This is a genomic window from Segatella copri, from assembly GCF_009495355.1.
Classification (GTDB): domain Bacteria; phylum Bacteroidota; class Bacteroidia; order Bacteroidales; family Bacteroidaceae; genus Prevotella.
Map to the genome: position 1 here is coordinate 1 of NZ_VZAD01000037.1, position 15,492 is coordinate 15,492.

The 15,492-nt window shown below is 50.0% G+C and carries 9 protein-coding genes; 2 read left to right on the top strand and 7 right to left on the bottom strand.

Annotation, left to right across the window (positions count from 1 at the left end; genetic code table 11):
- Positions 1 to 1,122: 1,122 nt before the first annotated feature.
- The 6 genes from F7D20_RS04145 to spt form a co-directional block, all read right to left on the bottom strand.
- Positions 1,123 to 2,049 (bottom strand): zinc ribbon domain-containing protein, encoded by a 927-nt coding sequence (locus tag F7D20_RS04145; protein ID WP_158462969.1) that lies wholly within the window; start codon positions 2,047 to 2,049, stop codon positions 1,123 to 1,125.
- A gap of 14 nt (positions 2,050 to 2,063) precedes the next feature.
- A complete protein-coding gene (locus F7D20_RS04150) occupies positions 2,064 to 4,016 on the bottom strand; it encodes a peptidase U32 family protein (RefSeq protein WP_158462970.1) in 1,953 nt (650 codons plus the stop codon).
- 31 nt (positions 4,017 to 4,047) lie between these two features.
- A complete protein-coding gene (gene metA / locus F7D20_RS04155; RefSeq protein ID WP_158462971.1) occupies positions 4,048 to 4,965 on the bottom strand; it encodes a homoserine O-acetyltransferase MetA in 918 nt (305 codons plus the stop codon).
- Between the two features lie 104 nt (positions 4,966 to 5,069).
- Positions 5,070 to 7,103, bottom strand: a complete 2,034-nt coding sequence (locus F7D20_RS04160; RefSeq protein WP_158462972.1) for a M13 family metallopeptidase — start codon at positions 7,101 to 7,103, stop codon at positions 5,070 to 5,072.
- 40 nt (positions 7,104 to 7,143) lie between these two features.
- Positions 7,144 to 9,114: an ABC-F family ATP-binding cassette domain-containing protein gene (locus F7D20_RS04165; protein ID WP_158462973.1), complete on the bottom strand. Its 1,971-nt coding sequence runs from the start codon at positions 9,112 to 9,114 to the stop codon at positions 7,144 to 7,146.
- A gap of 123 nt (positions 9,115 to 9,237) precedes the next feature.
- Positions 9,238 to 10,428, bottom strand: coding sequence for a serine palmitoyltransferase (spt, locus tag F7D20_RS04170; RefSeq protein ID WP_158462974.1), 1,191 nt, complete (start codon positions 10,426 to 10,428; stop codon positions 9,238 to 9,240).
- Positions 10,429 to 10,613: 185 nt separating this feature from the next.
- Between spt and F7D20_RS04175 the strand changes: the two genes are divergently transcribed.
- Complete coding sequence (locus tag F7D20_RS04175; RefSeq protein ID WP_158462975.1) at positions 10,614 to 11,642, top strand: diacylglycerol/lipid kinase family protein; 1,029 nt, start codon at positions 10,614 to 10,616, stop codon at positions 11,640 to 11,642.
- A 496-nt stretch (positions 11,643 to 12,138) separates the two neighbouring features.
- On the opposite strand, the gene F7D20_RS04180 is transcribed toward F7D20_RS04175, so the two are convergent.
- Positions 12,139 to 12,801 carry a tRNA1(Val) (adenine(37)-N6)-methyltransferase gene (locus tag F7D20_RS04180; protein WP_158463001.1) on the bottom strand — a complete coding sequence of 221 codons (663 nt, stop codon included), beginning with the start codon at positions 12,799 to 12,801 and terminating at the stop codon, positions 12,139 to 12,141.
- Positions 12,802 to 13,019: 218 nt separating this feature from the next.
- Between F7D20_RS04180 and lon the strand changes: the two genes are divergently transcribed.
- Positions 13,020 to 15,488 carry an endopeptidase La gene (gene lon, locus F7D20_RS04185; RefSeq protein WP_158462976.1) on the top strand — a complete coding sequence of 823 codons (2,469 nt, stop codon included), beginning with the start codon at positions 13,020 to 13,022 and terminating at the stop codon, positions 15,486 to 15,488.
- Positions 15,489 to 15,492: the final 4 nt, after the last annotated feature.

Consider the following 15,492-nt stretch of genomic DNA (forward strand, 5'->3'; position numbering starts at 1 on the left):
CCGATAGTGCCACCTTTTGGGTCTTAATAGATGACCGGCGCCTGTCGTCTATTGTTACCGCCCTTGGTCGTACTAGATGCCTCCTGCGAGGCTCTTATAGCACTTTCATTGGTTGACGGTGCAAAGATAATACATTTTTCGGCTGTTTGTTCATTTGTAGAATGACTTGTTAAGGGAAACAGGTCAAGAATGACAAGAAACAGTGCTGTAAGTTGCTGTGTATGTGTGGAATACGCAAACTCCGATTTTTGGTGTATAACTTTCCTTTTCATGAACTATCAAGACAGTACGAAAAAGAAAAAGTGTCATTTTGTGTCATTGTCATTTTGTGTCATTTTTGAAATTCAATGTCATTTCCGCCGCTATATAATAAATAAATATAAATATTTATTTATTATATAGAGCACTTTTCTCTTTCAAAAAACGAAAATGACACAAAATGACAATGACACAAAATGACTTATTTTGCCAGGACAATTGTCAAAATGCAACACAAAGTCTCGGTCAACTTCGGTCATGGTCATTTCGGTCATGGTCATTTCGGTCAAATTCGTTTTCTGATGAAAAAAAAGTTCTAAAGATAGTATATATAAATAATATTAATTATTTATATATACTATCTTTAGGCGAGAAAATATTTTCTTTTTTGATTTTGACCGAAATGACCATGACCGGATTTGACCGGAATCACCCTAACCACAAAGTAAAGTAACATTACACATTTGCAATCTATCAGTAGTGCAGAAACAGAAAAATAATCATATTCAAAACTCCAGCCTTTCCTTAAAATCTGTTCAGGAAAGGGAAAGCAAAAGTCATTATATTAACAATATATAACATAAAAGAGAAAAGTTAGCTCGTATTTAACTTTTACTATGTATACTTATTGCAGTTTTCAATGAGTGAATTTGTATAAATATACTAAAACACATCGTCAAGGCAGAATGTATAAATATGCATTATTGAGAAAACAGGAATTTTCGGTGCAAAGAACGCAGTAAACAGATTTTACAAAAACTGCATCTTCTTCTCGCTTTTCACAGTCATCAATATCACATAATGAAAGCCATGAGCGAAAGCAAACCATCTTGCCACATCGACATTTATTTCTTCCTTTCCGTCTCATCGACGCAGGAAACGGTGGATGGCAAACCAGAAGTAGAATGCCAAGAGGACATAACCCACATAATATAGTGTGCAGAGACTGAAGATGATGTAATCGACTGCACAAACTCCGACAAGACCTCCCAGATACAGAATGGCATCGCCAAGACTGAGACGATGCTTTACCTCGTCGAGACAGGCCAATGCCAATATCAATATCGCCCAAACAGACGCCAGGAAGAATCCCAACACACGGGGTACGGCAAAGGGATTGAGAGTGGGATGGAAATAGAAATGACGCCACATCTCGGGTGCAAACAACTGGATGGTGGCATAGAAAGCCGCTGAGAGCGACACCATCAGCACCAATGCCGTAGGATATGGCGAGTCGATGTCGTTGAAATGAACGATGTGCGCATTGCTGTGGGATATCTTGCGCAGAAGATAAGCCACAGAAATCAACACGATGACGATCATGAAGATGAGCAGGTGGGTGTTGCTGAAGATGAGGATGAACTGAGAGATGGGATCGTCGGGGACGACACGGGGCAACAGACGGGACTCGTGTGTCCAGCCAAACTCATTCTCCTCGGTGGCCAACTGTACCCATACGGAGTCTTCTGCGTCCTGGGGAATGATGCGTATGTCGGAAACGACCAGCAGGCAGTGCTTCCTGACGGCAAAGGAGTCGATGCGCAGATGGTTGACATACTCCTCCGGCTGCTGACGTATCAGCATGAGTGAGTCGGAACTGACTACAAAGTTGTATTTGTTGGTGTAATGATGCGTGGAGGAAAACGAGATGGAGTCGAGTTGCCGGTCGCTGTACTCTATCAGGGCGGCATGCTGAACCTTGCCACCATGACGATGATAGCAACCGCTGAGCAGCAACAGCATGCCCAACAGACAACAGGTAATCCATGTATTTCGTTTTACTTTGCTCATATATCATTCTTTTTTCAACGCTCAGAATACACATTCATTTGGCATTCGTTGCAGGCAAACTGGAGGCGGAACTTCCTGCCGTCGCCCAGACGAAGGAAGAGCGGTTCCTTCCACGTGGACATGCGCCCTCCCCGCTTCACACAATAGCCCAACGAATAACGCAGACAGTGGCGGCACTGCATCAGCAGAACCTCCTCCTGCCGCTCTGCCCCGTTGCGCAGCTCGAAGGCATAGCCTGGCTTCGCCATGCCGTGTGCCTGATAGAAAGAGCGAGCACTCTGATTGGCGATATTGTAGAGATAGCTGTACTTGGCGTATTCCGGCTGCCATGCCTTTGCGGGCGATGTCTTGTCGGCGGAAGCCTCAGCATGAGATGCCTCCGGGGCAGCGACGGCACCCGACAGGGCTGACACCAAAGAACGGCGCAGGTCGGTAAGCACACTGCTGGGGATGAAATACTGGTCGGCAGCATTGCGAATCTCCACCTCACGGCACTCATAGATGGTGCCGCCCAACTTGCTGAGTTGCTTGATGATATTCTCGCGCTGCGGCTTTTTCGCCATGCTGTGCTCAAAGGCTACGGCTTCGGTAGCCATGTATTCCAAGGAGGCATGCTGCTCGGCATCTCCGCTCACGAATGGGGTCTTTCCCTGCTCCTTGCAGTAATAGGCAGTGGCTGAGAAGCCGCTCACAGCGTCCTCATCGTACAAGTCGAAGACGATCTTGACAGGAATCTTCCGTTCTGCCGTTCTGCCTGCCAATATCCTGCTGAACGCGACGTCGTTGTTGCGATAGAGCGCCACTCCGGGACGCAGATGGCGAGGCATCTCTAAGGGGAAGAGGCGGTTGCCCTCGGCACGGTTGACACGGAAGCCTTCCAGCTCGCGCTCGTCATTGATGAAACACAAGCCGTCGCCATTGGCAAAGCTCGCCACGGATGCTACATTGAAACTGTTGCCGCGCAGCTCCTTCACCTTTCCCACATACTCGCCGATGGCCTTCGGGGTGTCGAAGGAGGTGATGTCCATCTGTCTGCCACGAAGGAAATAATGGGTAAAACCACGGTTGAAAGTCTTCTTCAGGTTGGGCTCGAAAGCATAGCGGGGTCTGCCCAGCGATGGACGCTCATACTCGCCGGGACGCTGGCGGCAGATGTCGTCGAGGCGCTGGCTGTAGGCTGCCACCACATTCTTCACGTAGTCGGCATCCTTCAACCTGCCTTCAATCTTGAACGAGCAGGCTCCGGCGTCAGCCAAGGCCTCCAGGTTGTCTATCTGGCACATATCCTTGAGGGACAGCAGATGGCGCTGATGCTCGATCTCCTGTCCGTCGGCATCGAGAAGGTCGAACTTCATGCGGCAGAACTGGGCGCACTCGCCCCTGTTGGCTGAGCGGCCGAAACAATACTCTGACGCATAGCACACGCCGGAATAGCACACACAAAGCGCACCATGGACGAACACCTCGAGCTCCATATCGGGCACGGCGGCATGAATGGCCTCTATCTCACTGACCGAGAGCTCGCGAGCCAATACTGCCCGATGAAAGCCCAACGACTGAAGCCACTTCACCTTGTCGGCAGTCCTGGTGTCGCACTGGGTGCTGGAATGCAGTAACTCTGTCCACCCGCCCTCTGTCGACAGAGGGCCCTCGCCCTGAAGGGCATAGAGCACACCCATGTCCTGCAACAGCAGGGCATCGACACCGGCTGCCTGCAACTGCTGAATCATCTGCAGGGTGTCCCTGATCTCAGAATCGTAGACTATGGTGTTGACCGTGACATGCACCTTGGCATGAAACTGATGGGCGTAGTCGCACAGCTGACGGATATCCTCGATCGAGTTACCCGCAGCCGCACGGGCACCAAACTTGGGTGCTCCGATATATACGGCATCTGCGCCATGGTCGATGGCTACGATGCCGCACTCTAAATTTTTGGCAGGTGCCAGCAATTCCAAAGTTCTCATTCTTCGCTTTTTCGCTTCTTCGCTTTCGCGCTTACTTGATGTCATCAATATTATAAGGTGTCTCCTGGTATACGTAATAGTTGATCCAATTGCTGTAGAACAGGTTGGCATGCGCCCTCCAGGTCACCAAGGGCTCCTCGGTGGGATCGTCGTGATAATAATAGTTCTTGGGCAAGTCGACGTCATCACGCTTGCCCAGGTCGCGACGGTATTCCTTGTCGAGTGTGTCGGGAGCGTACTCCAAATGGCCCGTGACAAAGAACTCCCTGCCGCCACGTGCCATCACGATGCTCACACCGCTCTCGGGCGACTCGGCTATGATGTCAAGCCCCGGCACCTTCTCGATGTCCTCGCGTCGCACCTCGGTATGGCGGCTCTGCGGCATGGCGAACCAGTCGTCGAAGCCACGGAAGATAGGCAGCGAGGGGTCGAGGGATTTCTGCCGGAAGATGCCAAACATCTTCTTGCTGAGTGGATGCTTGGGTACGCCATAGAAATGGTAAAGTCCTGCCTGCGCGCCCCAGCAGATGTAGAGTGTGGAGGTGACATGGGTACGAGCCCAGTCGAAGATCTGCTGAATCTCGGGCCAGTATTCCACGTCCTCGTACTGCATGGTTTCGATGGGTGCACCCGTCACGATCATGCCATCAAACTTCTGCTTTGACAGTTCGGCAAAGTCTTTGTAGAACATCATCATGTGCTCGATGGGGGTGTTCTTGGGAGTATGGCTCTTCAGTTTCATGAAGTACACCTCTATCTGCAGTGGTGTGTTGGAGAGCAGTCTGACGAGATCGGTCTCCGTTGTTATCTTCAGCGGCATGAGGTTGAGCACTACGATACGCAGGGGGCGAATCTCCTGACTGTGCGCCCTGCTCTCGTCCATGACGAAGATGTTCTCGTGCTTCAGCAGCTCTATGGCTGGCAATTTATCTGGCAATCTTAATGGCATGATTCTATTCCTTTCTCTAATTTTGTGCAAAAATACACTTTTTCAATGAGATAATGAAAAAAGGATGCCAAAATTTCTTTCAGCATCCTTCTTTTTATCGATTATTACCAAAGTTCCAGTCGCTCATTCTTAGGAATGAACATCTTGTCGCCCGGCTTCACACCGAAGGCCTCATACCAGGCATCGATATGTGGCAGGGCTCCGTCGACACGCCATTTGCCCAAAGCGTGTGGGTCGTTCTTGACGCGCTGACGTATCTCCTTCTCGGTGATGTTCTGTCCCCATACGCCTGCGTAGGCCAGGAAGAAGCGCTGAGCTGGAGTGAAACCGTCCTTGTTCTTGAGGGGCTTCTTGGCGGTGACATTCTTCAAAGCATTGAAGGCTACCATCAAACCGCCATGGTCGGCAAGATTCTCGCCCAGTGTGAAACGGCCGTTGCCATTCAGGTCGGGCAATACCTTGATATTGCTGAAGAAGTCGGCATACATGTCGGCACGCTGATTGAAGCCCTTGGCATCGTCGGCTGTCCACCAGTCCTGCAGATTGCCAGTAGCATCATACTGGCGACCCTGATCGTCGAAACCGTGAGTCATCTCATGACCTATCACGACACCGATGGCGCCATAGTTGAACGCCTCGTCGGCCTTGGGGTCGAAGAAAGGATACTGCAGGATTCCGGCAGGGAAACAGATCTCGTTGGTGGTAGGATTGTAGTAGGCATTGACGGTCTGTGGAGTCATGTACCACTCGTCTCTGTCGACTGGCTTTCCGGCCTTCTCGGCGATCTCCTTGTCGTTGGCAAACTTGCGGCAAGCCAACACATTCTCGTAGTAACTCTTGGAAGGATCGATGTTGAGCAGGCTGTAGTCGGTCCACTTGTTGGGATAACCTATCTTGACATAGAACTTGTCGAGCTTCTTATGGGCTGCAGCCTTGGTTACGTCGCTCATCCAGGTCTGTGCGTCGATGCGCTCGCCCAAGCTGATCTGCAGGTTCTTGACCAGGGTCTCCATCATCTTCTTGGAACTCTCGGGGAAGAACTTCTTGCAGTAGATGCGGCCAAGCGCCTCACCCATCTGATTCTCTACCTGATTAGTGGCACGCTTCCAGAGAGGATAGTCCTCCTTACGGCCACTCATGGTCTTGCCGAAGAAGTCGAAGTTGGCCTCGCGAATCTCATCGGTCAGGTAAGCGGAAGAGCTGCGGATGACACTCCAGAGCATCAGCGCCTTCAGGACAGAGGCGTTCTCGGCTGCCGAAAGCTTGTCGTAGGCTGCAAAGAATGCTGGCTGACCTACAATGAGTTCCTGCATATACTCGCTCTTGATGCCCTCGCCATTGGCCAAGGCCTCGAGAGGTATGTTGGGATAGTTTTCACAGAACTGCTTGAGAGTCATCTTGTTGTAGTTGGCCTGTGGGTCACGAAGCTCGGTGCGGCTCTTGGAAACAAAGGCAAGACTGGTTTCGTGCAGGAAGATGGCCTGTGCATACTGGACAGCATCGGCTGCAGAGAAACCATAGAGCTGGAACATCTTGGCAAGATATGCCTTGTAAGCCTCACGGATGGCCACAGTGGCGGCATCGTTGTTGAGGTAATAATCCTTGGCGCCAAGGGTGAGGCCGCCCTGCGAGAGATTGTAGATGTTCTGAGTGACATTCTTCTCGTCGGCACCGAAACCTGCACCATAGCTTACTCCGAGTCCCATCCAGGCATACTTGATCTGCAATTTCTGCAGGTCGGCCTTGGTTTGGGCAGCAGCTATCTCGTCGAGCAGAGGCTTTACGGGAGCTATGCCCTCCTTGTTGCGGCGGTCGACATCAATCGCCAACTTGTAGAAGTCGGACAGTTTCTGCTCGATACTTCCCTTCTTGTAGCTCTTTTTCTGGAGCTCGCCCAAGATGCTGTTGATACGCTTGTTGTTGTTTTCCTGCAACTGTTCGAAGCTTCCATAGCGGCTGTAGGCTGCTGGCAAAGGATTGTTCTTCTGCCATCCGCCTGTGGCAAACTGATAGAAATCGTCGGCAGGCTTTGTCGTCTTGTCAAGATTGCTCATGACAAGTCCCGACTTGTTTTGTGCGTCTGCACCCATAGGCATGGCTGCTATCATCACCATCGGGATAATCATCTTCATGTTCATAATGTTATAATTATTTGGTTATAGTTGTTTTGTCTGGATTTTATTGCCCTGACACTTCTTCCAGCTCCTCGGAGAGGACGAGCCAGTTGTCGTTCTCCTCATCGAGTTTCTGCATCAGCGAGGTGTACTCTGTGACGAGCTCCATGTTGGTGGCATTCTCGGGCTTCATCAGCAAATCGTCAATCTCCTTCTTGCGTTTTTCCAAGGTGGCGATACGCTGCTCGCAGTCCTTCACCGCCTTCTCGGCCTTGCGAATCTTCTTCTGCTGTTCCTTGTGCTCGGCGTAACTCTGCTTCTTCGACGACGCATTGTCTGTTGCGACAGGCGATGCGTCCTGCTGCTGTGGCTTGGCTGAAGAAGCGCCCATGGATGGCTCGCCCTTGGCAAGGGCTGCCTGGATGGTCTCGGCATTGTGGGCACGCAGATAGTCGTAGATGCCGCCCAGATGCTCGCGTACCTTTCCGCCACCAAACTCATACACCTTGTCTACCAGTCCGTCGAGGAACTCACGGTCGTGGCTCACGATGATGGCTGTTCCGTCGAAGGCCTTGATGGCTTCCTTGAGAACATCCTTCGACTGCATGTCGAGATGGTTGGTTGGCTCATCGAGAATCAGGAGGTTGACAGGCTCGAGCAGCAACTTGATCATCGCCAGTCGGCTGCGCTCGCCGCCACTGAGCACCTTGACATACTTCTCGGAGGTCTCGCCGCCAAACATGAATGCTCCCAAGAGATCGTTCACCTTGAGGCGCATATCGCCCGTGGCCACATTGTCTATGGTCTGGAAGATGGTAAGGCGCTCGTCTAAGAGCTGTGCCTGGTTTTGTGCGAAATAGCCTATCTGCACATTGTGGCCTATCTTCAGCGTTCCTGTAAACGGAATCTCGCCCATGATACACTTCACAAGTGTGGACTTTCCCTCGCCGTTCTTGCCGACGAAAGCCACTTTCTCACCGCGCTTGATGGTAAGGGTGACGTGGTCGAAAACTGTATGCGAGCCATAATCCTTGCGCACCTCGTCGCAGATAATGGGATAGTCGCCACTGCGAAGACAGGGTGGAAACTTGAGGTGCATCTGCTTGTTGTCGACCTCGTCGACCTCAATGGGAACGATCTTCTCCAACTGCTTGATGCGGCTCTGCACCTGCACGGCCTTGGTGGGCTTGTAGCGGAAACGCTCTATAAAGTCCTTGATATCGGCAATCTCCTTCTGCTGGTTCTCGTAGGCTCGCAACTGCTGTTCGCGGCGCTCTGCACGAAGTACCACATACTCGTCGTATTTCACACGATAGTCCTCTACCCTGCCGCAGGTTATCTCTAAGGTGCGGTTGGTCACATTGTTAATAAAGGCACGGTCGTGGCTGACCAGCACCACCGCCTTGGCACTCTGGGCAAGAAACTGCTCCAACCACTGTATACTCTCTATATCGAGATGGTTGGTAGGCTCGTCGAGAAGAAGCACATCGGGTTTCTGCAACAGTATCTTAGCCAACTCGATACGCATACGCCATCCACCAGAGAACTCACGGGTAGGACGGTCGAAGTCCTCGCGGGTGAAGCCCAGACCTGTAAGCGTGCGCTCTATCTCTGCCTCATAGTTCTCGCCGCCCATCATCATGTAACGTTCATGCTCCTGGGTAAACTTCTCTACCAGTTGGGCATACGACTCGCTCTCATAGTCGGTACGGTCGGCCATCTCTTGCTGCATCTTGTCGAGACGTGCCTTCATCTCTGTGTTATGAGCAAAGGCCTTGCGGGTTTCCTCCTTCACGGTGGTGTCGTCCTGCAACTTCATCACCTGTGGCAGATAGCCTATCGTTGTATCGTTGGGCACAGCCACAACGCCATCTGTTGGTTTCTGCATACCACAAAGTATCTTGAGCATCGTCGACTTACCTGCTCCGTTCTTGCCCACCAGGGCTATGCGGTCACGGTCGTTGATGACAAAGTTCACATCGTGGAAGAGAGGTTTTACGCCAAACTCGACTTTCAAGCCTTCTACTGAAATCATATTTTCTTATCTCGTTATTATTTTACCGTCACAAAACACTTATTTTCCAAAAAGGCAGCCCTTCATTCCAAGGGCTGCCTCTCTCTATAATATAAATAGGTGTAATTCCAATATAAGTAGCGCTTACTTGATGACGCCTTCCTCTACGAAGACCTCCTTCAGAATTTTCACACCGCGTTCTACCTGCTCCTTGGTATGAGTAGCCATGAGGGCGAAACGTACCAATGTGTCCTGAGGAGCACATGCTGGAGGGATGACTGGGTTGATGAATACGCCACGGTCGTAAGCCTTCTTGGTTACCTCGAAAGTCTTCATAGCATCGCGCACATAGAGAGGAATGATAGGACTCTCTGTCTCGCCAATCTCGAAACCTTCCTCACGGAAACGCTTCAGGGCGTAGTTGGTAACATCCCACAACTGCTCGAAGCGCTCTGGCTCGTTCTGAATGATGTGAAGAGCCTCCAAGGCTGCTGCTGTGGCTGCTGGAGTGTTGGATGCACTGAAGATATAAGTACGGCAAGAATGACGCAGGAAGTTGATGGTGTCCTTGTCTGATGCGATGAAACCACCGATAGACGCCAGACTCTTGGAGAATGTACCCATGATGAGGTCGACCTCGTCGGTAAGACCAAAGTGATCGCATACGCCACGTCCCTGCTTGCCAAACACACCCAGGCCATGAGCCTCGTCCACCATGATGGAGCAGTTGTACTTGTGCTTCAACTTGACAATCTCTGGCAAGTTGGCCAAGTCGCCCTCCATAGAGAAGACGCCATCGACAACGATCAGCTTGATAGCCTCATGAGGCAAGGTCTTGAGTACGCGCTCAAGGTCCTCCATATCATTGTGCTTATAGTGCAGCTGGGTTGCAAACGAAAGACGGCGGCCGTCTACGATACTGGCGTGGTCGCGGTCGTCGCAGATGATATAGTCATTGCGGCCTACCACACAAGCCAACACGCCCTGGTTGACAGAGAAACCTGTAGAGAAGCACAGGGACTCATCCTTGTGCATGAACTCGGCCAACTCCTTCTCGAGCTGTACGTGAAGGTCGAGGGTTCCATTGAGGAAACGGCTTCCTGCACAACCAGAACCATACTTGTCGAGAGCAGCCTTGGCTGCATCGATAACACGCTGGTCGTTGGTCAAACCCTGATAAGCATTAGAACCGAACATCAAAATCTTATGTCCATCGATGTCGGTAACTTCCGTCATCTGCTTACTGGTGATCTCACGGAAGTATGGGTACACACCGGCAGCCATATACTTCTGAGGTTCACGATAATTCTTGTATTTTTCTTGTAATTGTCCCATTATGAATAGGTGTACTTTTTATAATTTCTAAGTTTACAGGGTGCAAAGATACAAAAAAGAACTAATATATCGTGATTTTTTCCAAGAAAGTTGATTTTTAGTGTTTTTTTAGGGTCTAAAAAGGCGTTTTTATACTAATTTTATTACTTTTGCAACTGAATATTCATAAAATTCTGTCTAATTAGATGAAGAAGAAGATCGTTTTTATCATGAATCCTATCTCGGGCACGGCAAGCAAAGCATCCATCCCCAACCTGATAGATAGCATTCTGGACAAGGACCGCTTTGAGTACGAGATAAGAACTACGGAAAGAGCCGGACACGCATCGGAAATTGCTTCCGAGGCGAAGGAGGCTCATGTTGACATTGTGGTGGCTGTGGGAGGTGACGGTACTGTCAACGAAGTGGCAAGAGCCATCGTACACTCCGACACAGCTCTGGGAATTCTGCCTTGTGGATCGGGCAACGGACTGGCTCGTCACCTCATGCTGCCCATGAACCTGAAAAAGAGTATTGAGATCATCAACCAATGCGAGATTCACGACCTCGACTATGGGGTCATCAACGGCTATCCTTTCTTCTGTACCTGCGGTATGGGATTTGACGCCTTCGTAAGCATGAAGTTTGCCGAAAGCGGCAAACGAGGACCCATCAGCTATGCTGAGAACATTCTGAGAGAAGGACTGAAGTATCAGCCTGAAACCTACACCCTCGAGGACGAGACGGGAACAAAGCAATACAAGGCCTTCCTCATCTCGTGTGCCAACGCATCGCAATATGGCAACAACGCCTATATCGCTCCACAGGCATCGATGAGCGACGGACTGATGGACGTGGTCATCATGGAGCCTTTCGATGTACTGGAGGCTCCGCAGGTAAGTTTCGATATGTTCAACAAGACGCTCGACAAGCACTCCAAGATTAAGTCGTTCAGATGCAAAAAGCTGCATATCACCCGCACCAAGCCTGGTGTCATCCATTATGACGGCGACCCGGTTATGACGGGTGCTGACATTGATGTGCATTTGGAGGAGAAAGGCATCAAGATTATCGTCAACCCATTTGCCGACAAGAATGCCCGGAAACCCAACGCCATACAGTCGGCCTTTGCCGATTTCTTCAACGGTCTCAATGCCGTGAGAAGCGACATCAGAGAGCAAGGAAGAAAGGTGGAGGCACTGAGCAAACTCGTGCAGAGCAAACTGAACTTATGATGCTTGACGAAGGAGTTAAAGAGTTGAGAAGTTAAGGAGTTAAGGTGTTAAGGAGTTAAGGAGTTAAGGAGTTAAGGAGTTAAGACAAATGCCTTTAAGGGATTGTTTAATTTCAAGTCCACTTAAGCATTTGTCTTAGCTCCTCAGCGACCGCAGGGAGCGATAACTTCTTAACTTCTTAACTTCCTTGAAATCCTTTGAAAACTCCTTTGAAATCTACTTTGAAATCTACTTTGAAATCTACTTGATTCAAGTTTCGCAAGTAAGCCCCACACGCCCTGAAAGGGCAGAAGCTCTTAGCCCAGGGCATCGCCCTGGGTTGTTTGGGGCGGTAACCTGTCGCCCTGTAAGGGCAAAAGCTTTAAAACTCCAGGCAATATATAAAGCTGTTGCCCTTACAGGGCGCATTGCTGATTGCCATTATACCCAGGGCGATGCCCTGGGCTAGGAGCTTTTGGGCCTTCAGCCCGTACTTGAACCACATGCGAAACTTCAGTTACTTGATATAAAATTCTTCCGTTAACCGGGAATACCATTCCGAACGACTGCCATCCGGCAACTGGAGCACTTCTGTAGACTCCTCAAAGTTGCCCATACGGCTACGGGAGAAGGTAAGAAGAAGCCGTTTGGGAGCCTTGCGCTCCACAGTCTTCACCATACATTTGCGAACAAGCGTAAAGCCCTTATAATAAGCCTCTTCCTCCACCCTACCAAACACTTCTGTGGGTACAACAATCGACAGGAAACCATGTTCCGTAAGCAGACGTCTGGCTCCGGCAAAGAGGTCGGCAAAAGGCAGTGTATCTGTGTGCCGGGCAAGCGAGCGCTTGACATCAGGATTTTTCAGACTGTCGACAAAGAAAGGCGGATTGCTGACGATGGCATCGTAAGGCTGGGAAGACAGAAAATCCTGCAACGGACAATGACTCACATGCACACTTCCGGCAAAAGGACTTGCCGCCACATTCTCGGCAGCCTGCCTGCAAGCCTCCTCGTCAATATCGATGGCATCGACTACTGACTGCGGAAAACGCTGGGCCATCATGAGTGCTACGAGACCTGTCCCCGTACCTATATCCAGCACCCTGCTGCCTCCCAAAGCCCACGCTCCCAAGAGTACGCCGTCTGTGCCTACCTTCATGCCGCACTTATCCTGCATGATTCCAAAATGTTTGAATTGAAAATCTGCCACCGTTTCTTGTTTTTATTCTGATTTACGCAACTTTCGCTTACCTCAGGAAAAACGCAAACAAGTCTGTTTTATTTTATCATTTTTACAAAAAAATGCCACGAATATATTAAAATATCTATACCAACCCCTCTGAATTCAATAAAAATGACTACCTTTGCACCCTAAAAAGAATTCTAAAAACGAATATGAACAGAAAACAAAATACACAATTTCAAATGATAGCCGATTTTGACGGCGATGCTTCTGTATTGGTGGCAGAAAGAGAATCAGGAGAATACCCTATTCTCTGCACACGCAATCTCGTCATCTTTCCTACCGTTCTGGCACCCATCATCGTGGGAAGACCCCAGAGCGTTCAGCTCGCCCAAAAGCTAATCGAAAATCCAGACAAGGTATTCTGTATCTTCTGCCAGAAAGATGAGGCTACAGAAAACCCCACATCTGGAAACCTCTATAAGACTGGTGTGTTTGCTAAACTCATAAAAACAGTTGAACTGCCAGGAGTAGAATCAGGTAACATAACCATCGTGGTACAGGCTCTTGGCAGATGCCGACTCGAACAGATCACATCAATAAGTCCTTACTACAAAGGACAGGTAACCAGTCTGCCAGAAAAGTGGCCCAACCTGGAAGACGTGCATTTCCAGACGCTGTTGGACACACTGCATCAGGAAACAGCCAACTTCATACATGCCTGCGATGATATGCCCAATGAGGCTGAATATGCCCTCAACAACATATCCAACCCCATGATAGCTGCCAACTTCATCTGCAGCAACATGCCTTTCAGCATAGAGGACAAGATGGAGATGCTGGAGAAAGACAACCTCAGCGACCGTCTTTACATCGCTCTGAAAGCTGAGCACAAAGAGCTGCAGCTGCTGAGCATACAGTCGGACATCAAGCAGAAAACACGCTTCGACCTCGACGAACAGCAGAGAGAATACTTCCTGCAGCAGCAACTCAAGAACATACGCGAGGAACTGGGGGGAGACGAGAAGAATCCTGAGCGAAAAGAACTGACTGAAAAGGCCAAGAACAAGAAATGGAACGAGGCTACAGCCAAGGCGTTCAATAAGGAATTGAACAAGCTCGAAACCATCAACCCACAGAGCCCCGACTACTCTATCCTCGTCAACTACCTGCAGACCATGGTAGACCTGCCTTGGAATGAATATACTCAGGACAACCTGAGCCTCAAGCATGCCAAGAAAGTTCTCGACAAAGCGCACTATGGCATGGAAAAGGTTAAGGAACGTATCCTGGAATACCTGGCTGTAAGATCGCTGCGAGGAGACCTGAAGAGCCCTATCCTCTGCCTCTATGGCCCTCCAGGAGTTGGCAAGACAAGTCTTGGAAAGAGCATCGCTGAGGCGATGGGCAGAAAATATGTGCGTATGTCATTGGGCGGTCTGCACGACGAGTCGGAGATACGAGGACACCGCCGTACCTATATAGGAGCCATGCCCGGACAAATCATCAAGAACATTCAGAAGGCTGGAAGCAGCAACCCTGTATTCATCCTCGACGAGATAGACAAAGTGACACAGAACACCATCAACGGAAACCCGGCATCGGCTCTGCTCGAAGTGCTCGACCCAGAACAGAACAATGCCTTCCACGACAATTATCTCGATACAGACTACGATTTGTCGAAGGTGCTCTTCATTGCTACTGCCAACGATATCAGCAGTATTCCACGTCCGTTGCTCGACCGTATGGAGCTCATCGAGGTGGGCGGATACATCATCGAGGAGAAGGTGGAGATAGCCAAGCGACACCTGGTGCCACGCGAACTGAAGAATACTGGTCTCGACAAGTATGAGCCCAAGATAAAGTTTACCAAAGCAGCCATCGAAGACCTGATAGACCACTATACACGCGAAAGCGGAGTGCGCCAACTCGAGAAAGCTATCAACAAGGCTTTGCGCAAGATGGCATACAAGCTGGCATATACCGACGAACTGGAGAAGCCTACCATCACTCCTGCTGAGGTGGAAGAGTTGTTGGGCAAGCCTATCTTCACACGCGACATCTACCAGGGAAACCAATATGCTGGCGTGGTAACAGGACTGGCATGGACATCGGTAGGAGGAGAAATCCTCTTCATAGAAACCTCGCTCAGCAAGAGCAAGGCTGCCAAACTCACCCTGACAGGAAACCTGGGCGACGTGATGAAGGAATCGGCGGTCATTGCGCTGGAATATGTCAAGGCGCACGCCGACCTCTTGGGCATAGACTATCGTATCTTCGAAAACTGGAACATCCATATCCATGTGCCCGAGGGAGCTACTCCTAAAGACGGTCCTTCTGCTGGTATCACCATCGCTACAAGTATCGCATCGGCCCTGACACAGCGCAAGGTGCGAAAGAACACAGCCATGACAGGAGAGATAACACTTCGTGGAAAAGTTCTCCCCGTAGGTGGCATCAAGGAGAAGATTCTGGCCGCCAAGCGAGCCGGCATTACCGATATCGTGATCTGTCAGGACAATAAGAAAGACATTGAGGAGATTCCTGAGATCTATCGCAAGGGAGTGGAATTCCACTATGTGGAGAATGTTGCCGATGTTTGGCACTTCGCGCTCACCGACGAGAAGGTGGAACATCCCATCGATTTCACGATTCCCGAGGATGCGAAGAAAGGAGAGTGAGAAA

Coding starts and splice junctions, on each gene's coding strand:
- F7D20_RS04180 (WP_158463001.1), bottom strand. CDS start 12,801: ATGCAGGATAAGTGCGGCATGAAGGTAGGCACAGACGGCGTACTCTTG.
- spt (WP_158462974.1), bottom strand. CDS start 10,428: ATGGGACAATTACAAGAAAAATACAAGAATTATCGTGAACCTCAGAAG.
- F7D20_RS04175 (WP_158462975.1), top strand. CDS start 10,614: ATGAAGAAGAAGATCGTTTTTATCATGAATCCTATCTCGGGCACGGCA.
- lon (WP_158462976.1), top strand. CDS start 13,020: ATGAACAGAAAACAAAATACACAATTTCAAATGATAGCCGATTTTGAC.
- F7D20_RS04160 (WP_158462972.1), bottom strand. CDS start 7,103: ATGAACATGAAGATGATTATCCCGATGGTGATGATAGCAGCCATGCCT.
- metA (WP_158462971.1), bottom strand. CDS start 4,965: ATGCCATTAAGATTGCCAGATAAATTGCCAGCCATAGAGCTGCTGAAG.
- F7D20_RS04165 (WP_158462973.1), bottom strand. CDS start 9,114: ATGATTTCAGTAGAAGGCTTGAAAGTCGAGTTTGGCGTAAAACCTCTC.
- F7D20_RS04145 (WP_158462969.1), bottom strand. CDS start 2,049: ATGAGCAAAGTAAAACGAAATACATGGATTACCTGTTGTCTGTTGGGC.
- F7D20_RS04150 (WP_158462970.1), bottom strand. CDS start 4,016: ATGAGAACTTTGGAATTGCTGGCACCTGCCAAAAATTTAGAGTGCGGC.